This window comes from Streptomyces sp. NBC_00162, assembly GCF_024611995.1.
Lineage (GTDB): Bacteria > Actinomycetota > Actinomycetes > Streptomycetales > Streptomycetaceae > Streptomyces.
Window position 1 is genome coordinate 4,310,942 of the sequence record NZ_CP102509.1, and the last position, 19,504, is coordinate 4,330,445.

11 protein-coding genes, 2 tRNA genes, 1 other RNA gene and 1 pseudogene are annotated in these 19,504 nt (G+C 72.6%); 6 read left to right on the forward strand and 9 right to left on the reverse strand.

From position 1 onward, the window contains the following. Positions 1–10 precede the first annotated feature (10 nt). The 3 genes from JIW86_RS20080 (at position 11) to JIW86_RS20090 (ending at position 1,951) form a co-directional block, all read left to right on the forward strand. Positions 11–1,246 carry a sensor histidine kinase gene (locus JIW86_RS20080; protein ID WP_257555243.1) on the forward strand — a complete coding sequence of 412 codons (1,236 nt, stop codon included), beginning with the start codon at positions 11–13 and terminating at the stop codon, positions 1,244–1,246. Beyond that, the gene (locus tag JIW86_RS20085; protein WP_215146284.1) at positions 1,243–1,854 is read left to right on the forward strand and encodes a response regulator transcription factor; all 612 of its coding nucleotides are present in this window, start codon (positions 1,243–1,245) and stop codon (positions 1,852–1,854) included. The genes JIW86_RS20080 and JIW86_RS20085 overlap by 4 nt, the downstream gene beginning before the upstream one ends. A gap of 24 nt (positions 1,855–1,878) precedes the next feature. Beyond that, positions 1,879–1,951: transfer RNA gene (locus JIW86_RS20090), tRNA-Gly, on the forward strand. Between the two features lie 47 nt (positions 1,952–1,998). On the opposite strand, the gene JIW86_RS20095 is transcribed toward JIW86_RS20090, so the two are convergent. From JIW86_RS20095 to ffs, 6 genes are all read right to left on the reverse strand, one after another. Beyond that, positions 1,999–2,913: a phosphoribosylaminoimidazolesuccinocarboxamide synthase gene (locus JIW86_RS20095; RefSeq protein ID WP_257555245.1), complete on the reverse strand. Its 915-nt coding sequence runs from the start codon at positions 2,911–2,913 to the stop codon at positions 1,999–2,001. A 106-nt stretch (positions 2,914–3,019) separates the two neighbouring features. After that, positions 3,020–4,501, reverse strand: coding sequence for a N,N-dimethylformamidase beta subunit family domain-containing protein (locus JIW86_RS20100; RefSeq protein WP_257555246.1), 1,482 nt, complete (start codon positions 4,499–4,501; stop codon positions 3,020–3,022). 201 nt (positions 4,502–4,702) lie between these two features. After that, positions 4,703–6,382 (reverse strand): hypothetical protein, encoded by a 1,680-nt coding sequence (locus JIW86_RS20105; RefSeq protein WP_416237580.1) that lies wholly within the window; start codon positions 6,380–6,382, stop codon positions 4,703–4,705. Between the two features lie 300 nt (positions 6,383–6,682). Beyond that, a complete protein-coding gene (gene purD, locus JIW86_RS20110) occupies positions 6,683–7,936 on the reverse strand; it encodes a phosphoribosylamine--glycine ligase (RefSeq protein ID WP_257555247.1) in 1,254 nt (417 codons plus the stop codon). A 61-nt stretch (positions 7,937–7,997) separates the two neighbouring features. Next, complete coding sequence (locus tag JIW86_RS20115; RefSeq protein ID WP_257555248.1) at positions 7,998–10,115, reverse strand: DNA polymerase III subunit gamma and tau; 2,118 nt, start codon at positions 10,113–10,115, stop codon at positions 7,998–8,000. A 53-nt stretch (positions 10,116–10,168) separates the two neighbouring features. After that, positions 10,169–10,267, reverse strand: an RNA gene (gene ffs, locus JIW86_RS20120) — signal recognition particle sRNA small type. Positions 10,268–10,374: 107 nt separating this feature from the next. Here ffs and JIW86_RS20125 point away from each other — a divergent pair. Next, positions 10,375–10,462: transfer RNA gene (locus JIW86_RS20125), tRNA-Ser, on the forward strand. 213 nt (positions 10,463–10,675) lie between these two features. Here JIW86_RS20125 and JIW86_RS20130 read toward each other — a convergent pair. Further along, on the reverse strand, positions 10,676–11,017 hold the full coding sequence (locus JIW86_RS20130; protein ID WP_215150772.1) for a DoxX family protein: 342 nt from the start codon (positions 11,015–11,017) through the stop codon (positions 10,676–10,678). A 162-nt stretch (positions 11,018–11,179) separates the two neighbouring features. Continuing rightward, positions 11,180–12,652: a helix-turn-helix domain-containing protein gene (locus tag JIW86_RS20135; RefSeq protein WP_257555249.1), complete on the reverse strand. Its 1,473-nt coding sequence runs from the start codon at positions 12,650–12,652 to the stop codon at positions 11,180–11,182. A gap of 223 nt (positions 12,653–12,875) precedes the next feature. On the opposite strand from JIW86_RS20135, the gene JIW86_RS20140 reads away from it, so the two are divergent. Together JIW86_RS20140 and JIW86_RS20145 are read left to right on the forward strand one after the other, a co-directional pair. Next, positions 12,876–13,703, forward strand: a complete 828-nt coding sequence (locus JIW86_RS20140) for an FAD binding domain-containing protein (RefSeq protein ID WP_257555250.1) — start codon at positions 12,876–12,878, stop codon at positions 13,701–13,703. After that, a pseudogene (locus JIW86_RS20145) lies at positions 13,700–16,478 on the forward strand (molybdopterin-dependent oxidoreductase). Before JIW86_RS20140 ends, JIW86_RS20145 begins: the two are co-directional and overlap by 4 nt. On the opposite strand, the gene JIW86_RS20150 reads toward JIW86_RS20145, so the two are convergent. Beyond that, positions 16,475–19,216 carry a PKD domain-containing protein gene (locus tag JIW86_RS20150; protein WP_257555251.1) on the reverse strand — a complete coding sequence of 914 codons (2,742 nt, stop codon included), beginning with the start codon at positions 19,214–19,216 and terminating at the stop codon, positions 16,475–16,477. The pseudogene JIW86_RS20145 and the gene JIW86_RS20150 overlap by 4 nt on opposite strands. Positions 19,217–19,504: the final 288 nt, after the last annotated feature.

The window sequence follows — 19,504 nt, forward strand, 5'->3', positions numbered from 1 at the left end:
GGACGGGACCGTGTCGAAACTGACGGGGTGGTGGAAGAACCGCAGCAGTGCGGAGAAGATCGAGCTGTACTGCCGCTGGTCGTGCCATCTCTTCATCCTCCTCGAGATCTTCTCGTTCGGACTGCTCCCGGTGGCCGCCGAGGGCGCCGAACGGCCCGTGCCGGCACTGGCCCTCTTCCTGCTGGTGGTTGCCCACGCGGTGCTGTGCGGAGTGGCGTACTCGCGGGCGATGGACTGGGCGGTCGGGCGGCGCGAGCGCCCGGTCCGGCTCTCGGTCACGCTCGCCGCGACGACGGCGGCCTTCGTGGTGACGGTGCTCGCCCTGCGCGCGTACGGGGTGCTCTCCGAGCCTGCGGTGGCCCCGCAGTTGATCGTGGGGGTGGCCGGCTTCGGGAGCGGGGCTCTGGTGATGTGCCTGCCCTCGGTGCGGCAGATGCGGTACGTCGGTCCGGCCTTCGCGGGCGGCACGGGGCTGGTGGTGCTCGCGCTCGGACTGTCGGTCGGCGAGGCGGTCGGGTACGTGATCGGCGTGCTGATCTCCGCCCTCTTCTTCTCGCTGGCCTGCGGTTTCACGACCTGGCTGCTCAAGGTCGTCTGGGAACTGGACCGCTCCCGCGAGGCCCAGTCGAGGCTGGCGGTCGCCGAGGAGCGGCTGCGTTTCGGGCGGGACCTGCACGACGTGATGGGCCGCAATCTGGCGGTGATCGCGCTCAAGAGCGAGCTGGCGGTCCAGCTGGCGCGGCGCGAACGCCCGGAGGCGGTGGACCAGATGATCGAGGTGCAGCGCATCGCCCGGGAGTCCCAGCGAGAGGTACGGGACGTCGTGCGCGGCTACCGGGAGGCGGACCTCGCGGTGGAGCTGGAGGGTGCGCGCGGGGTGCTGAGCGCGGCCGGAATGGACTGCCAGGTCGACTTCGAGGCCGGGCGGGCGCTGCCTTCCGAGGTGCAGTCGGCGCTCGGCTGGGTGGTGCGCGAGGCGACCACGAACGTCCTGCGGCACGGGGACGCGCAGAGCTGCCTGATACGGCTGACGGCGCCCGAGGCCGGTGCCGTGACGCTGGTGGTGGAGAACGACGGGGCGCCCGAGGCTCCCGCCGGGGTGCCGGGGTCGGGACTCGCCGGGCTGCGGGAGCGGCTCGCGGTCCTGGACGGAACCCTGCAGGCGGGGCTGGTGGCCGGCGGCCGCTTCCGGCTGTGCGCCGAGATCCCGAGCGCACACGTGCAAGGACTGGAGGTGCGGGCGTGAGCCCCGTACGCGTACTGCTCGCCGACGACGAGCATCTGATCCGCGGGGCGCTGGCCGCCCTGCTGGCGCTGGAGGACGACCTGCTGGTCGTCGCCCAGGCGGCATCGGGGCCCGAGGCCCTGGCGATGGCGCGGGCGCACCGGCCGGACGTGGCGGTGCTGGACCTCCAGATGCCGGGGGCCGACGGTGTGAGTGTGGCCACATCGCTGCGGGCCGAACTGCCCGACTGCAAGGCCATGATCGTCACCAGTCACGGCCGTCCCGGGCACCTGAAGCGGGCCCTGGCAGCGGGGGTGAGGGCCTTCGCGCCGAAGACCGTCTCGGCGCAGCGGCTGGCCGAGCTGATCCGGACCGTGCACGCCGGAGGGCGTTATGTGGATCCGGAGTTGGCGGCCGACGCGATCAGCGCGGGGGACTCGCCGCTGACCGCCCGGGAGGCGGAGGTGCTGGAACTCGCGGCGGACGGGGCGCCCGTCGCGGAGATCGCGGAGCGGGCCCGGCTGTCGCAGGGGACCGTACGGAACTACCTGTCCTCGGCGGCGACGAAGCTGGGCGCCGAGAACCGTCACACGGCAGTGCGTCTCGCACGCGAGCGAGGTTGGGTATAGTGGTTCTCGCGTTACGGCGCACCTGCGGACATAGCTCAGTTGGTAGAGCACCACCTTGCCAAGGTGGATGTCGCGCGTTCGAGTCGCGTTGTCCGCTCAGAACGAAGAAGCCCCCGGTCCTGCGACCGGGGGCTTCTTCGTGCCTCAGGCCTCGCTCTGCCAGGTCAGGCCGGTGAGCCGCTCGTAGGCCTCGACGTACTTGGCGCGGGTCTGCTCGACGATCTCCTGCGGGAGGGCCGGCGGCGGGAGCTCCCCCTTCGGGTCCCAGCCGGAGTCCGGGGAGGACAGCCAGTTGCGGACGAACTGCTTGTCGAAGGAGGGCTGGGTGCGGCCCGGCTCCCACTGGTCGGCCGGCCAGAAGCGGGAGGAGTCCGGGGTCAGCACCTCGTCGGCGGCGACCAGCGTGCCGTCCTTCGGGTCGAAGCCGAACTCGAACTTGGTGTCGGCCAGGATGATCCCGCGCTCGCGGGCGATGTCCCGGGCGCGGCCGTACACGGCCAGGGTCGTCTGGCGCAGCAGGGCCGCCGTCTCGGCGCCCGCGGTACGCGCGACCTCCTCGTACGAGACGTTCTCGTCGTGCTCGCCGACCGCGGCCTTCGCCGCCGGGGTGAAGATCGGGGCGGGCAGCTCGGAGCCGTCCACGAGCCCTTCGGGAAGGGCCAGCCCGCAGACCGTACGGGTCTGCTTGTACTCGGCGAGGCCGGAACCGGTGAGGTAGCCGCGGGCCACGCACTCGACGGGGACCATGTCGAGGTTGCGGCAGACCAGCGTGCGGCCGGCCCAGTCGGCGGGGGCGCCGGCGGGCAGGTCGGTGGAGATGACGTGGTTCGGAACGAGGTCCGCGAGCTGGTCGAACCACCACAGGGAGAGCTGCGTCAGGACGCGGCCCTTGTCCGGGATCTCGGTGGGCAGCACCCAGTCGAAGGCGGACATGCGGTCGCTGGCGACCATGACGAGGCGGTCTTCCTCGTCGCGGTAGAGGTCGCGCACCTTGCCGGTGTGGAGGTGGACGAGGCCGGGAACCTCAACCGGCTCGGGCTTTTCGACGAATCCGGACACGGGGTCTCCCTGTGGGTCTGTACAAGCGCAAACCCATTCTCCCGTACGGGGTCGCGTGCCCGGGCAAGCGGGGTGTCGTGCGGGGTCTCGGCGGGCGCGTCGGTCCCTAGTCCCTCTTGCAGATCCGGTCGAGGAGATTGGCGGTGGCGCGCTGCACGCGCTCGTCGACGTGGCCGGGGCGGTCGAGCGCCGGGGACCAGGCGAAGGTGCCGGACGCGAAGACCAGGGCGCCGCTGGGCGCCCGGTAGAGCGAGGTCTCCTGGTGGCGGCGGTGGTTCTCGGTGTCGAGGTACGGGGAGTGCGCGAGCAGGATCCGGTCCTGGTGCTCGGGGAGCTGGGTGCGCGGGAAGTACCGGTCGGCCTCGCCCGCGACCAGGCCGGGCAGCTCGTCGTTCTCGCCGGCGCCGGTGGAGTCCCAGAGCCAGTGCGTGGCGTTGCGCACGATCAGGGGCGCGGGCTCGGGGACCCGGCCCGCGTACTGGATGCCGAGCAGCTGCTGCTCCGGGCGGTCGACCTCGCGCCAGAGGCTGGGTCGGCCCGGGCCACGGCGTTTTCGGCAGGTCAGGAGCCTGTCCTCGACCCCGGAGGGGGAGGGCGCGAGCTCGACCTGCCAGTACATGGTGTTGGCGGAGAGGAAGACGAGGGAGGTGCCGTGGTCGCGGGCGCGTTCGACGGTGCGGCGCATGGGGACGGACCAGTACTCGTCGTGGCCGGGGAAGACCAGGCCGCGGTAGCGGGTGGGGTCGACGCGGCCGGCGTGCAGGTCGCGGGTGTCGGCGTAGGCGAGGTCGTAGCCGTAGCGCTCGGCCCAGCGGATGAAGTCGTAGGCGTGGCCGACGTGCAGGGGGAGGCCGGCGCCCGCGTAGGGGCGGTCGAAGGAGACCGTGTGGGCCGCGTCCTGCTCGCCGAGCAGCCGGCCGTCCTCGTCCCAGGCGTGGTAGAGGCTGGCGCCGGTGCGGCCGTCCTCCGGGTAGAGGTTGTAGGCCTGCCAGGTGATGTCGGGGAGCAGGAGCAGGAGGTCGGCGGGGTGGTCGTCGCGGACCGTGAAGGGGATGTGGGAGCGGTAGCCGTCTGCGGTGGTGAGGACGGCCACGTACGCGCCGACGCTCCAGTAGGACGGGACCTGGAGACGCCAGGACAGCCACCAGTGGTGGCAGGAGACGGTCCGGTCGGCGGCGAGGGGGGCCGGCTGGACGATGCCGGAGAGGCGGGGACTGGTGGTGATCTTGGAGGCGCCGTCGCCGCCGTAGTGCCCGATGCGGTAGACGTCGACGGAGAACTGCTGGGGCGGGTCGACCGTGATGTGGAAGTCGATCGCCTCGCCGGGGGCCACGGCGCCGGTGGAGGCGAAGCCCTTGATCTGGCGGTGCACGTCGTCGGCCGTGCGGGGGCCGCCGTTGCCGCCGCGGGCGCGCGGGAGCTGGCCGGGGGCGAGCGCCGGGTCCACGTACCAGGGGACGACCTGGCCGGTGTCGTCGAAGTAGAGCTCACTGCCCCGGAACCAGGGCAGGGGGCCCTGTCCGAAGGGGTCGGTCACCGCGTGCGCGAGCGCACCTGACTCCCAACGCCGGATCTGGTCCGCACCCATAACCGTTCCCCTCCCTCGCTCCCCCCGTACGGGCATGCATCGAGCCGGTCCCAGCACATCACATAACGCACGCACTCCGTCACCGTTCGTCGCGAATTGACGTGATCGGAACAGAGGGATCCGATTATTCGTGCGATCGGTAGCCCGTCGGGGGAGGGTGTCGGGCGTCGTCAGATGCCCGTCAGACGCAGGCAGATGCCGTCAGACGAGGCGGACGGGCTTCTCGGGGCGGACGCCGAGGTCAGCGAGCCAGTCGCGAAGGGGCTCCGGGTCGCCGTCCTCGACCAGGCACAGCACGCGGGGCGCGAGGTCGGAGCGGCGGACTCCGCCGACGAGCAGGACCGGGCCGTCGAGCCAGTCCAGGCCGGGTGCGGCCCCGGCCGAGTCGACCGCCGCACAGCACACCATCGCCGTCACGTGGTCGGCCAGCAGGTCCCGGCCGCTGCGCGGCGGCTGGAGCGGGAACAGCGGCACGGCGTCCGCGCCGCGCTCCTTCCCGGCCCGGGCGGCAGAACCGGCGGCGTGCTCCTCGCGGGCCAGGTCCCCGCTGAGCCGTCCGGCCAGCGCCTCCCCGGCCGCGCCCGCACCGGCGGGGTCGGTGAGATAGCCCAGCACCCGCTCCAGCGTGGGCCCGGCGAAGCCGTCCGCGGCGGCGGGGGCGGAAGCGGGAACCGCGGCGGCCGGCGGCGCGGCCGCGACGGCCAGGGCGTCCAGCGCCGTGTGCAGGCGGGCCGCCTCCGTACGCCACTTGCGGTCCACGACCTCCTCCGGATACGCCGCCCAGTCCACCGGGGACCACTCCGGTCCGGTCTGGGCCGGACCCCCGTGGAAGAGCCGCGCGGCCAGCAGCGAAGCCGCCTCGTCGACCGCACCGGGCTGCTCCAGCAGGTCACAGGCGGGGCGCTCGCCGAGCCTCGAGGTGAACCCGTCGGCCAGCCGGTCCCGGCGGGACAGCTCGGTCAGCGCGGAGACCACCCCGGCGTCGAGGTGCGCCGGCCAGCGGCCCATCCGCCAGGCGGGCAGCGCGACCCGGGTCAGCAGCCGGTCCCAGCCCGCGTAGGCGAGGCCGACCTGTTCCTGGGCGACGATGCGCAGCCCGTAGTCCACACCCTGTGCACGCTCCGAGGCGGCGGAGGCCACCCCGCGCTCCATCTCGGCGGCGTCCACCCGGCACAGGCGCAGCAGCAGCCGGGCAGGTCCGGCGATCCAGCCGAGGCCGCGCCGGCCGCCCACGTCCACGGCGGCGTCCAGCCCCCGTACGAACCCGCGCGCATCGGCTATGTCCGGGTGCGCCGAAGGTCCCGTACCGGCGACGACCGGCGCGAGGACGGCGCGCAGCTCTGCGACCCGCATCCACCAGAGGAACGGCGAGCCGATCACCAGCACCGGGGCGGCACCGGGATCGGACTCCGGGCCGGCGGGTCCGGCTATGCCGGCGGATGTACGCGCGGCGCCGCGGCGGTGGGCCGCGTGGGTGCGGTCCTCCAGCCAGCTGTCGCAGTCGGGGGTCAGGGCTATCGCGGAGGGCGCCGGCACGTCCATGCGGTCGGCCAGGTCCCGCACCAGCCGGTAAAGATCTGGGGCGGCGGCCTCGGAGAGCGGCACCGTCGGCGTCACGGCGGGGCTCGCCCGCAGCACCACCGCGGCGAAGATCCCGCCGACGAGCAGCACCAGCGCGGCGGCCGCGCAGACGGCGAGGGTCACCGCGGGCCAGGGGTCACCGGCCAGCCGGCCCGTCATCCGGGCGGCCACCAGCACCACCGCGAGGGCGGCGGGCAGCAGCCCGACGGCCAGGGCCCTGCTGCGAACGCGCAGCACGGCCAGGGCACGGGAACGCGCGGACGGCACGCCCACTTCCATGATCGAACCGGTTCCGGACACGGCCGGACCTCACCCCCTCTGCCCTGCGGCGGCTTTGCTCACTCCCCCACTGTGACACCCGCCACTGACATCGCAATGCCGGTGGGCCAAGTGCCGGAATGAGTGCCGGAATGCTTGCGCCGCACCCTAGTTGGGGCACGCCCGGGCGTCAGGCAGACCGGAGGACGATCACCCGATGGAATGGCTTTGGGTAAAGGTGGGTGCGTTCGAACGCGGCCGGATGCAGTCGCACGCGAACGCGCCCGCGGGCCCGGGCGCACCTCGTGCGCACCGGGCCCGCGGGGGTTGCTCTGCCGCAGCTCAGGGGCGTGCGGCCGCCTTGGCGGCGATGTCCGTACGGTGCTGCGAGCCGTCCAGCCGGATGCGCGCGACGGCCTTATACGCCTTCTCGCGGGCCTGTGCCAGATCAGAACCGGTCGCCGTCACCGAGAGCACGCGGCCCCCCGCGCTGACGACCGAGTCGCCCTCGCGCCGGGTCCCGGCGTGCAGCACGTACGCCTCGGGGGCGTCCTCGGCGGCCACCTCGGCCAGGCCCTCGATGACGTCGCCCGTGCGCGGCGTCTCGGGGTAGTTGTGCGAGGCGATGACCACCGTGACGGCCGCGTCCTCGCTCCAGCGGAGCGGGGGCTGGACGTCCAGGGTGCCGTTGGCGGCGTTCAGCAGCACGCCCGCGAGCGGGGTGCGCAGCCGGGCCAGGACCACCTGGGTCTCGGGGTCGCCGAAGCGGGCGTTGAACTCGATGACCCGGGTGCCGCGACCGGTGATGGCCAGCCCGGCGTACAGCAGTCCGGAGAAGGGGGTTCCGCGGTGGCGGAGCTCGTCGACGGTCGGCTGGAGGACCAGCTCCATGACCTCGTCGACCAGCTTCGGGTCGGCCCAGGGCAGCGGGGAGTACGCGCCCATGCCGCCGGTGTTGGGGCCCTCGTCGCCGTCCAGCGCCCGCTTGAAGTCCTGGGCGGGCTGGAGCGGGACGACGGTCACGCCGTCGGTGATGGCGAAGAGGGAGACCTCGGGGCCGTCGAGGTACTCCTCGATGACCACGCGGTCGCAGCCGAGCGCGTGGGCGCGGGCGGCGGCGCGGTCCTCGGTGACCACGACGCCCTTGCCGGCGGCGAGGCCGTCGTCCTTGACGACGTACGGGGCGCCGAAGGCGTCGAGGGCCTCGTCCACCTCCTCCGGGGTGGTGCAGACGTAGCTGCGCGCGGTCGGGACCCCGGCCGCTGCCATCACGTCCTTGGCGAACGCCTTGGAGCCCTCCAGCTGCGCCGCCTCGCCGGACGGGCCGAAGACGGGGATGCCGGCGGCGCGCACGGCGTCGGCGACTCCGGCGACAAGCGGAGCCTCCGGGCCGACGACGACCAGGTCGGCGCCGAGTTCGGTGGCGAGGGCGGTGACGGCGTCGCCGTCGAGGGCGTCGACCGGGCGGAGCTCGGCCACCTCGGAGATGCCGGCGTTGCCGGGAGCGCAGTACAGCGCGGAGACGTCGGGGTCGAGGGACAGAGAGCGGCACAGGGCATGTTCGCGGGCGCCGCCGCCGATGACGAGGACCTTCACGCTGCTCAGCCTAGCCCGGACGGCGCAGCCGCCTTCGTGCGGCCACCCCAATCAGCGGGGGCTACTCATTCGTGTATTCCTCCACAACGGTGGCTCCGAGCTCGCGCACGATCAGGTCGTGTCCGGTCAGCGCGCTCTCCACGAGGTCCGGATCGTCCTCCTCGGCGAAGTCGTCCTCGGGGGCGACCGGCGGGGGCGCCTGCTGTACGGGGGGCTGCGGGGCGGGAGCGGACTGCTGGGGCGGCTGCTGTTGCGGGTACTGGGGCGCGGGGGCCGCCGGGGCGGGCTGTGCCGGGGGCGGCGGGCTGTAGGCGGGGGCCGGCGGGGCGGCGTAGGAGGAGGCCGAGGACGCCTGGGCCATGGGAGCCGGGCCACCGCCGCCCACCACGGCGTCGATCTTCCAGTTGACCTGGAACTGCTCGGCCAGGACCGCCTTGAGCACGTCCTCGCTACCGCTGCTCGCGAAGTTGTCGCGGGCTCCGGCGTTGGGGAAGCCGAGCTGGAGGGTGGTGCCGTCGAAGCCGGTGACCTGGGCGTTCTGGCTGAGCAGGATCCAGGTGAAGCGGCGGCGATTCTTGACGGCCTCGAGGACGCCGGGCCACATCGCCTGGATCTGCCCGACGCCGGCCGCCATGCCGGGGGAGGGTGCGGGGGCGGCGGGAGCGGCTGGGGCCTGGGCCTGGGGGGCCGGTGCGGGCGCGGCGGGAGCGGGAGCCGGGATCCCCTGGCCGGGCGCGGCCGCGCTGGGCCAGGCACCGGGCTGCGCGGCTCCGGGCCACGCCCCGGGGGCGGGGGCTGCGGGCGCGGGCGCGGCGGGGGCTGCGGCGGGCGCGGCCTGAACCGGCGCCTCCGGCTGCGCGGGTGCCCGTACCGGCTCGGGGGCCGCGACCGGCGCCGGGGCCTGTACGGCGGCCCGCGTGGCGGCGACACCCCCGCCGGCGGGGGCCATGGGGTGCGCCTCGGGCCCGGGCACGTAGCCCATGGCGGGCACGGCGGGCGCGGGCGCGAAGGCGGCGGCAGCCCCGCTGCGCTCGAGGCGGTCGAGCCGGGCCTGGAAGGACCGCTCGTCGCTGAAGGCGGCGGGCAGCAGCACGCGGGCGCAGATCAGCTCCAGCTGAAGCCGCGGCGAGGTCGCGCCCCGCATCTCGGTGAGGCCGGTGTTGACGAGATCGGCGGCGCGCGACAGCTCGGCGGCCCCGAACACGGACGCCTGTGCCTGCATCCGCTCCACGACATCGGCGGGGGCGTCGATCAGCCCCTTCTCCCCGGCGTCGGGCACGGCGGCCAGGATCACCAGGTCCCGCAGCCGCTCGAGCAGGTCGGCGACGAACCGGCGCGGGTCGTTCCCGCCCTCGACCACCCGGTCGACGACCTCGAAGGCGGCGGCCCCGTCCCCGGCGGCGAAGGCGTCGATGACGGAGTCGAGCAGCGAGCCCTCGGTGTACCCGAGCAGGGAGGTGGCCATGGCGTATGTCACACCGTCGTCGGCGGCGCCGGCGAGCAGCTGGTCCATGACGGACATCGAGTCACGCACGGAGCCGGCCCCGGCGCGCACGACGAGCGGCAGCACGCCGTCCTCGACCTTGGCGCCCTCGCGGCCGCAGACCTCGCCCAGGTAGTCCCGAAGGGTGCCGGGCGGCACGAGCCGGAAGGGGTAGTGGTGCGTCCGGGACCGGATGGTCCCGATCACCTTCTCCGGCTCGGTGGTGGCGAAGATGAACTTGAGGTGCTCCGGCGGCTCCTCGACGACCTTCAGCAGGGCGTTGAAGCCCGCCGAGGTGACCATGTGGGCCTCGTCGATGATGTAGATCTTGTACCGGCTCGACGCGGGCCCGAAGAAGGCCTTCTCGCGCAGGTCACGGGCGTCGTCCACGCCACCGTGCGAGGCGGCGTCGATCTCGATGACGTCGATGGACCCCGGCCCGTTCCTGGCCAGGTCACGGCAGGACTGGCACTCCCCGCACGGGGTGGGGGTGGGACCCTGCTCACAGTTCAGGCAGCGGGCGAGGATGCGCGCGCTGGTCGTCTTTCCACAACCGCGCGGCCCGCTGAACAGGTACGCGTGATTGACCCGGTTGTTCCGCAGGGCCTGCATCAGCGGGACAGTGACATGCTCCTGCCCGATGACCTCGGCGAACGACTCGGGGCGGTAGCGGCGGTACAGCGCAAGGGACGACACGTCTACGAGGTTATCCGGGCCCACCGACATCGGCGGCCCACAAGGCCCCCGGAACGCAAAGCGCCCCCCACGCACCCGCCAGAGCCCACTTACCCTTGCTGCCTTCCGGCCCTGGGGGAGTTGGGTGAGATAGCGCCACGTGAGGGGCTGACCCCACCCTAGCGGATCCACGCCCCCGGAATCGACCCCGCCCCCGCCCCCGCTCCCCGCGGACGATCACGTTCGCGAGCACCCCTCAACGTCTTGTATTGTTTGCGGCGGAGGATTCGCCTAGTGGCCTAGGGCGCACGCTTGGAAAGCGTGTTGGGGGCAACCCCTCACGAGTTCGAATCTCGTATCCTCCGCCAGTGCCTCACCGGGCACTTGAAGGCCCCGACCGGGAAACCGGCCGGGGCCTTCTGCGTTCCGTGGTTGCGGTTCCGGCTGCACGGTCCCGACGGCCCGCGCCTCGGGCGCGTTCGTGCTCGAGGACGACTGGCCGCCGCCTGCCGTTGATCTTCGTTTCGGCCTACTGGTCGGCGTCTTCCGGGCCGCGGCACCATCGGGCCACGCCTCGGCGGTCAGAAGCCGAGGGCGAGGGCGGCCACGGCCGGGGCGGCGTACAGGAGGGGGAAGGGGACGTGCGCGTAGGAGCGGGCGCGCAGGACCGTGATGACGGCCCCGGTGAAGTAGACGGTGATGCCGACGGCGGCGGCGATGCCGATCGCCGGGACGAACAGGCCGACGACGAGGCCGGCCGCCCCAGCGGCCTTGGCGAGGCCCAGCCAGGTCCACCAAGAGGCCGGGACCCCGTACGCGGCGAGCGGCTCGACGACCCACTTGGCGCGGAAGAAGACCGAGGCGGCGGAGAAGCCGACCATGAAAGCGCCGACGAGGGTGAGGACTACGGCGGTGGTGGACATGAGGTTCGCTCCCCTGGCTGGTGCCGGTGCGCTGTCGCCCGGCCTTCACTGCACTGACCCGCCCCGCCGCACGGATGTGACGGCCCGCCGGAAAAGAATTTCGGGGGAGGCCGTAGACCGGCCTCCCCCGCCTCTCGTGCCGCGTACGTCGCTCATCCACCGCTACAGGCAGCGCAGCGCCGCGTAGAGATCGAGCTTGTGGTCCAGGCGGGACAGGTCACGGCCCGTCAGGACCTGCACCCGTTCGATCCGGTAGTGCACGGTGTTCACGTGCAGGTGGAGGGCCTCCGCCGTGCGCGCCCAGGAGCAGTTGTTGGCCAGGAAGACCTCCAGGGTCTCCCGCAGCATCCCGTCCCCGAGCGCCCCCAGCGTCCGCGCCCCGAACACCCCGCGCACCTCGGGCGGCACCCCGGCGAGGAGTTCCGCGAGGGTGCCCAGCTGCTCGACCGCGCGCACCGGAACCTCCTCGTCCGCCGCCGTCAGGGCGAACCGGGCCTGGCTCAGCGAGGCCCGCAGCCCCTCCGCCCCCTCGGCCCGCGCGCCCGCACCCAGCCGCAGGTCCGCCCCCGGGCCACCGCACGCCCGCAGCAGCGGCCACACCGAGCGGAGCCCGGCCACGGCGTCGACCCCCGCGTCCGGGTCCTCGTACAGCACCGCCGCCGTACGGCCCACCGCGTACGGAACCGCCTCCAGGTGCCCCAGCGCCTCGGCCAGGGCGTCTCCCGAAGTGGCCGCCAGCGCGCGGTAGGGGCCGCCCGCCGGCAGTCCGGCCGCGGCCAGCGCCTCCTCCAGGGCGCCCGGATCGCCCGACGGCGACCCGGCCTCCTCCAGCAGGGCGATCACCTCCTGGCCCGCGGCCCGCTCCAGGGCGGCGCGCCTGGTCTGCCGGTCGCGGTAGCGCGCGAAGACCTCGGCGATCTCGTGGAGCACCCGCGGCGGCGCCGCGTCCGGGTCCGGCAGGTACAGCCGCCAGGCGTCGTACGGGGAGCTGTCGGAGCTCTCGGCCTCGATGCCCAGCGAGATCCCCTCCCGGCCGGGCGCGGCCACCGCCTGCCCGGCGGGGAGCGCCGGCGCGGACGGGGTACGGGCCACCGTACGGCCGCTCGCGGTGAGCAGGTAGCCGCTGACCCGGCCCAGGTGCGCGCAGGCCCGGTCGAGCAGTTCCGCGGCCCCGGCGCCACCCTCCAGCAGTCGGCTGAGCTCGCCCCGTACGTTCTCCGGAAGAGCGAAGGTCCGGGTCGGGCGGCGGCTCAGGTCGCCCCAGTGGCGCAGGTACACCGCCTCGGTCACGGCGCGGAAGCTGGTCCGCGCGGGGACGGCGACGATCGGCACCCGGTGGGCCCGGCAGGCGGCGACGAGCTCGTCGGGCACCCGTCCGTGGGTCTCCTCGCCGGCCAGCAGGGCGGTGGCCCCGGCCCCGGCGAGCGCGGCGACGAAACGATCCGCCTTGGCCAGGTCGCCGTCCGTCCACCACACCAGCCCGCTGAGGACCAGCTCCCCGGGACCCAGGAAGCGGCCCGGGTCCTCCAGGTCGGTGGCGGTGACCCCGCTGACCTCCTGGCCGAGAAGGGCATCCTCGCCCCAGAGCAGGGTGAGGCCGAGGCTGTCGGACTGGAGCAGGTCGAGGACGTGCATGGCGGGGTCTCCTTGCGATGGGTGGTAGCCCGCATTCGCGAGGTTGATCGGGCGCTAGTCATCGTAAATGCAAGGGCAACCGGCACCATTTCCTCTTGGTTGATCCTCCAGTGGGGACCACCCCTCGTCCGTGTCTTTCCGTGTCCGAGACCAGTCGTCCCGCCCCTGCCGCCCTTGCTTCACTGGCGGAAACACCCGGGTAGGGAAGGGCTGGTGGCGCGAAATGGACCTCAACACGGTGCTCGACGTGCGCGACGCTCGACGCCGCGAACCCTGGCGCCCCGGCGATGCCTGGCTCGGCGGCGGCACGTACCTCTTCTCCGAGCCGCAGCCGCACATCCGCCGTCTCGTCGACCTCTCCCGGATGGGCTGGCCGCCCCTGTCTTGGCAGCCCGACGGCTCCCTCGACATCGCCGCCACCTGCACCATCACCGAGCTGTCCCGGTTCGGCCGGACCCTGCCCACCACCGCTGCCCCGCTCTTCGAACAGTGCTGCCGGGCCTTCCTCGCCAGCTTCAAGATCTGGAACATGGCGACGGTCGGCGGGAACCTCTGCAACGGCCTCCCCGCAGGGCCGATGATCTCCCTCACCGCCGCCCTCGACGGCACGGTCCTGCTCCAGGACCAGGACGGCGCCACCCGCCGCCTGCCCGTCACCGAGTTCATCCGCGGAGCCGGGGTCAAGGACCTGCGCGACGGAGAGCTGCTCCGCTCGGTGCGGCTGCCCGCCCGCGCGCTGGACTCACGTACGGCCTTCCGGCAGGCCTCGCTCTACGGGCTCGGCCGCTCGGGCGCCCTCGTGGTCGGCACGTCCGACCCCGCGGACGGCTCCCTCACGGTCACGGTCACCGCCGCCACCACCCGCCCGTTCACCTGCTGGTTCGCGCTGCCGCCCACCGCCGCCGAGCTCCGGGCGGCGATCGACTCCGCCGTCCCGCCCGCCGACTGGTTCGACGACATCCACGGACTGCCCGCCTGGCGGCGGCACATGGCGCTGCGCCTGGCGGAGGAGATCCGCGCCGAACTCACGCTGGAGGACGATTCCCGATGAGCTACGAGATCGAGATCAACAAGCAGCGCTTCGAGGAGGAGCCCCGGGCCGGCCAGTGCCTGCGCACCTACCTGCGCGAGCGCGGCTGGTTCGGCGTGAAGAAGGGCTGCGACCAGGGCGACTGCGGCGCCTGCACCGTCCACGTGGACGGCCGCCCGGTGCACAGCTGCCTCTACCCGGCCGTACGGGCCGAGGGCCGCTCCGTCACCACGGTCGAGGGGCTCTGCTCCCCGGGCGGCGAACTCCACCCCGCGCAGCAGCAGTTCCTCGACGCCCAGGGCTTCCAGTGCGGCTTCTGCACGGCCGGGTTCCTGATGACCACGGCCGCCCTCCAGACCGAGCAGGGCACCGCCCACGACGACGGCAAACTCGACGACCTCCCGCGCGCCTTCAAAGGCAACATCTGCCGCTGCACCGGTTACCGGGCCATCGAGGACGCGGTGCGCGGCGTCAAGCACACCGAGCGCCCGGAGGCCGGGCAGGCCGTCGGCAAGAGCCTGGGCGCCCCCGCCGGCCCCCAAGTGGTCACCGGCAACGCCCGCTACACCTTCGACATCGAAGTGCCCGGGCTGCTCCACATGAAGCTGCTGCGCTCCCCGCACCCGCACGCCCGGATCGTCTCCATCGACACCACCGACGCCCTCCAGGTGCCGGGCGTACACGCGGTCCTCACCCACCACGACGCCCCGGAGTGGCTCTATTCGAGCGCCCGGCACGAGCACCCCACCGAGGACCCGATGGACACCCGCGTCCTGGACGACGTGGTCCGCTTCGTCGGCCAGCGCGTGGCCGCGGTCGTCGCCGACAGCGAGCAGGCGGCCGAGGAGGGCTGCCGCCGCGTGGTCGTCACGTACGAGGAACTGCCGTACGTGATCGACCCGGAGGAGGCCATGCTGCCGGGCGCGCCCGTCCTCCACCCCAAGGGCCCCGAATCCGGGATCTTCCGCGCCGAGAACAACGTGTGCGGCGAGGTCCACAACACCCTCGGCGACATGGAGAAGGGGTACGCGGAGGCGGACGTCGTCTACGAGGAGACCTTCCACACCCAGCGCGTGCAGCACGCCAGCCTCGAGACCCACGGCAGCGTCGCGTACTTCGAGCCCAAGGAGGAGGGCGACGGCGAGCGCATCACCGTCCGCTCCTCCACCCAGGCGCCGTTCCTGACCCGGCGGGCGCTGTGCGCCCTCTACGACCTGGGTGAGGACGAGGTCCGCGTCGTCGCGGGCCGCGTGGGCGGCGGGTTCGGCGGCAAGCAGGAAATGCTCACCGAGGACATCGTGGTCCTCGCCGCCCTGAAGCTGCGGCGCCCGGTGAAACTCGAATTCACCCGGGCCGAGCAGTTCTACGGTGCCACCACCCGCCACCCCTTCAAGATCACCATCAAGATCGGCGCCAAGGCCGACGGCACCCTCACCGCGCTGCGCATCCGCGTGGTCTCCAACACCGGCGCCTACGGCAACCACGGCCCGGCGGTGATGTTCCACAGCGTGGGGGAGTCCTTCGCCGTCTACCGGGCGCCGAACAAGGAGGTGGAGGCGTACTCCGTCTACACCAACGGCGTCCCGGCGGGCGCCTTCCGCGGCTACGGCCTGGGCCAGGTCCTCTTCGCCCTCGAATCGGTGATGGACGAGCTCGCCATCCGGCTCGGAATGGACCCGCTCGTCCTGCGCGAGAAGAACGTCATCGGCCCGGGCGACCACATGGTGACCCCGATCGGCCACGAGGAGGACCTCTTCATCGCCTCGTACGGGATGAGGCAGTGCATGGACGTCGTGCGCAAGGCCATCGCCGAGGACCGCAGCCACGAGGACGTCCCGGAGGGCTGGCTCACCGGGACGGGCACGGCGGTCGCGATGATCGCGACCGGCCCCCCCGGGCGGCCACTACGCCGACGCGCGGGTCAGCCTGATGCGGGACGGCACGTACGACATCGCGGTGGGCACGGCGGAGTTCGGCAACGGCACCACCACCGTCCACAAGCAGATCACCGCCGGCGCGCTGAACACCACGGTCGACCGGATCGCGGTCCGCCAGTCCGACACGGACGTCGTCCGGCACGACACCGGCGCGTTCGGCTCGGCCGGCACCGTGGTGGCGGGCAAGGCCGTGATGCTGGCGGCGGGCTCCCTCTCCGAACGCCTCCAGACCTTCGCGGCCCGGCACACGGGCGTGGCCCGGCACTTGTGCAAGCTGCAGGCCGAGGCCTTCGACTGCGCGGGCCGCGTCCTCACCCTCAAGGAGCTGTACGAGGCCGCGTACGACACGGGCAAGCTCGACGAGATCGCGGCGGACGGCCACTGGGGCGGCTCCCCCCGCTCGGTGGCCTTCAACGCGCAGTGGTTCCGCCTCGCGGTGGATCCGGACACCGGCGAGATGAAGATCCTGCGCAGCGTGCACGCGGCGGACGCGGGCAAGGTCATGAACCCGATGCAGTGCCGCGGCCAGGTCGAGGGCGGCGTGGCCCAGGCCTTGGGCGCCACCCTCTTCGAGACGGTACGGGTGGACGAGCGCGGCGAGGTGACGACGGCGGCGTTCCGCCGCTACCGGCTCCCCCAGTACGCCGACGTCCCGCGCACCGAGGTGCACTTCATGGAGACCTCGGACGCGATCGGGCCGCTGGGTGCCAAGTCGATGAGCGAGAGCCCCTTCAACCCGGTGGCCCCGGCCTTCACCAACGCGCTGCGAGACGCGACGGGCATCCGCTTCACGGAGTTGCCGGTCACACGCGACGTCGTGTGGCAGAAGATGCAGGCCGGGGCCGAGCGCGACCGCTAGCCCTGGGTGAAGTAGCCGAGCAGGTCGGTGATCACGTGGTTGCTGCCGCCCCAGCTGTTGAAGACGCTGACCTTGCCGTCTCCGACCGGGGTCGTGACGTGGTTCGGAACGGTCAGACCCGGGAGCGTGTTCAGGCTGCTCGCATCCGTACGCGGAGTCCCGAACCCGTGGACGGTCAGGAAGCCGGGGCCGGTGGACTCGGTCGCGGTCACGTTCAGGACCGCACCGACCGCGTTCGCCGGCAGGCCGGCCACGGTGGTGGTCGCGCCCGGGGCGAGCTTGCCGGTCGTACGGGTGTCGGCGAGACGCTTGGGCACGACCGGGGTGAAGAGAGCCTTGCCGTCCTTGCCGTAGTAGCCGACCGCATCGACGACCAGATGGGTGGAACCGGAGTTGGTGAACAGGGTGATGGTGCCGTTCGGCCCGACCGGGACGATCGCCTGGTTCGACTTGTCCTTGCCCGGCTCCACGTTCAGGTTCGACGTCGCCGGACGCTTCGCCGGATCCGGGTAGGCGATCACGTGCGCCTGCTCGGTCGCACCCGTACCCGTCAGGTTCAGCGCAACCGCCGTGGCATCCGCCGGGACGCCGTTCACACCGGCGACCTTCACCGTGCGGGTCTGGCCGGCGCCCAGCGCACCACCGGCAGTACGGGTGTCGACGACGCGGGTCGGGGTCACCGGGCTGAACCGCTCCCCGATGTTCGGCTGGTAGTAACCCACGAAGTCCACGATCAGCGAGGCCCTGCCGGAGTTGAGCTGCGCGGCAACCTTGCCGTCAGCGCCCACCGGGACCGTGACCGTATTGGACGAGGTACCGCCCGCCTTCACATTGACGTTCGAGGTCACCGGACGGGGCTGACCCGACGGCCAGACACTGAGGTGGGTGTCCTCCGTGGCACCCGTGACCGTCACGTTCAGGACCGCCGACGCCATGCTTCCGGAAAGCTCGTGACCCGGTACGGCGAGGCCGACGGGCAGGACCACGGGAGTGGCCACGCCTCCCTGGACGGGCGTGTTGGTGGTACGGGTGTCCAGCAGGCGGAACGGCTCGGTGGCCACGTAGCCGGACGGGGCGTAGTCGACCTTCACGCTCCGCTTGGCCGTGGACTTCGCTCCCTTGGCGTCCTGCACGGTGACCGTCACCTCGTAGGTGCCGGGCAGCTTGTACTCGTGCTTGTACGCCCGCAGGTCGTCGGCGTGACCCTGGGTGCCGTCACCGAAGTCCAGGTCCGTGCCGGTCACCGGCCACGGCGCCGCAGTGCTCGTGGAGTCGACGGAGACGGTCAGCGGACCGTCTCCGGAGAGCGGGTTGGACGAGGTCGGCAGGACCTGCTCGGCGGTGAAGGCCGCGGTCAGCGGACCGGCCGCGGAGGCCTTGACCGGGTGGTCGAAGGAGGTGACCTTCTCGCCGACTCCGGTGACCGCCGTCACCTTGGCCACGTAGTCGCCCGGCTTGCCGTAGACGTGCTCGGCGGTGGTGTTCTTGGTGACGACCGGGGCCGTTCCGTCGCCGAAGTCGTAGTGGTACGTGAGCCCGGCGGGCCAGCGGCTGTTCGGAACGGCCGTCGCCTTCACCGTGGTGCCGACCGGCGCCCACGTCGGCTCGAGACCCAACTGGACGCCCTTCAGGACGTCCTGGGTCTCCACGGCACCGCGTTCGATGAAGCCGCCGTCCTTGCCCGTATTGGGAACGCGCGGGTCGTCCGCCGTCGGCTTCCCGTAGATGTCGGTGGGCAGCACCCCCGGCGCCGTCGGGTCGCCGGAGTCGATGGTCGGGGATCCGTCGTCCGTGCCCGTGTCGCTGGGCTTCGCCGTCAGGATGTCGTGCGCGCCCTGTCCCGTGGCCGCCGCGAACGCCGCCGGGGTCTGGTAGCCGGCGCCGCCCCACGTGTAGGGCGTCACCTTGGGATCGGGCCGGGCGATCAGGTTGTAGTCGGCGCGGGTACCCGCCGTCGCGCTCGCCGCGACCTCGATGGTCTTGCTCGGTTCGGCCGACGCGCATTCGACGGGCCAGGTGAGGATCGCGTTGTTGAACAGCGCGGAGGAGGACGAGGTGCCACGGACCGAGAGGGTCGTCCCGCAGCCACTCCGCACGGTGTTGTTGGTGACGGCCGTTTCCGGGGCGTCCACCACGTCGACGGCCCGCTCGAAGTCGCTGTCGATGCGGTTCCGGCCGAGCACGGTGCCCCGGGCCCCACCCTCGACACGGACACCGAGGAGTCGGCTCCGGGTGGCCCGTACGCCCACGCTTCCTTCACCGACCACGAGGCCGACGGCGGAGTCGTTCGAGGCGTAGAGCCGGTCCAGCTCCACATCCGTCGAGCGCTGGACCTGGACGCCACCGTAGCTCTGCAGCCCGCGGACCACCACGTGGGAGGCACCGCTGACGGTCAGGCTCCTGCCGAATTCCAGGTACACCGCAGAGGAGAAGTTCTCCGTGTCCGCGGTGAAGGTGATCGGCTTGCCCGGCTCCCCGGAGCGGTCGATGACGACGTTCTCGTCATACGTCGTCCATGTCTTGATCCGCACGGTCTGACCGGGCTTGACGAGCTTCGCCGCCGCAGAGATGGTGCAGAAGGGGACCGCCTGCGAACCGGCCCCCGCGTCGGAGCAGTTCGAGTCGGCCTCGTTGTTCACGTAGAGATTGGCCGGCGTATCGGCGGCGGTGGCGGCCGGAATGCCGAGAAGGGTGACGAGGCCTGCGGTCAGCAGGACCGTCGCGCGAGTGGGACGCACGGGAATTCCTTCGGGAAAGCATGCGAAATGCATGTATTACGGTGCGGCGCCGCGCGACTGCGATGAAACTGCCCCCCAGTGGCAGTCGGGCGCACGCGAATCCGCAGAAACGTTTCGACGATAAGCCATCGCCCCGCCCGTGTGGCCGCCGGACTGCCCCAGAGCTTCTTGCGGCCATATCCGACATCACCGCCCAAGTTTCGCGAACTCGACACCTGCTCGCGCCGGGCACTTTCGTTCGAACGGAAAATCCCACCGGATCGCGCGGAATCACGACCCGGTGACGCA

What these genes read in the sequence shown, in the direction of transcription:
- JIW86_RS20100 (WP_257555246.1), bottom strand. Translation starts at nt 4,501, where the DNA reads ATGGGTGCGGACCAGATCCGGCGTTGGGAGTCAGGTGCGCTCGCGCAC.
- JIW86_RS20130 (WP_215150772.1), bottom strand. Translation starts at nt 11,017, where the DNA reads ATGTCCACCACCGCCGTAGTCCTCACCCTCGTCGGCGCTTTCATGGTC.
- JIW86_RS20135 (WP_257555249.1), bottom strand. Translation starts at nt 12,652, where the DNA reads ATGCACGTCCTCGACCTGCTCCAGTCCGACAGCCTCGGCCTCACCCTG.
- JIW86_RS20140 (WP_257555250.1), top strand. Translation starts at nt 12,876, where the DNA reads ATGGACCTCAACACGGTGCTCGACGTGCGCGACGCTCGACGCCGCGAA.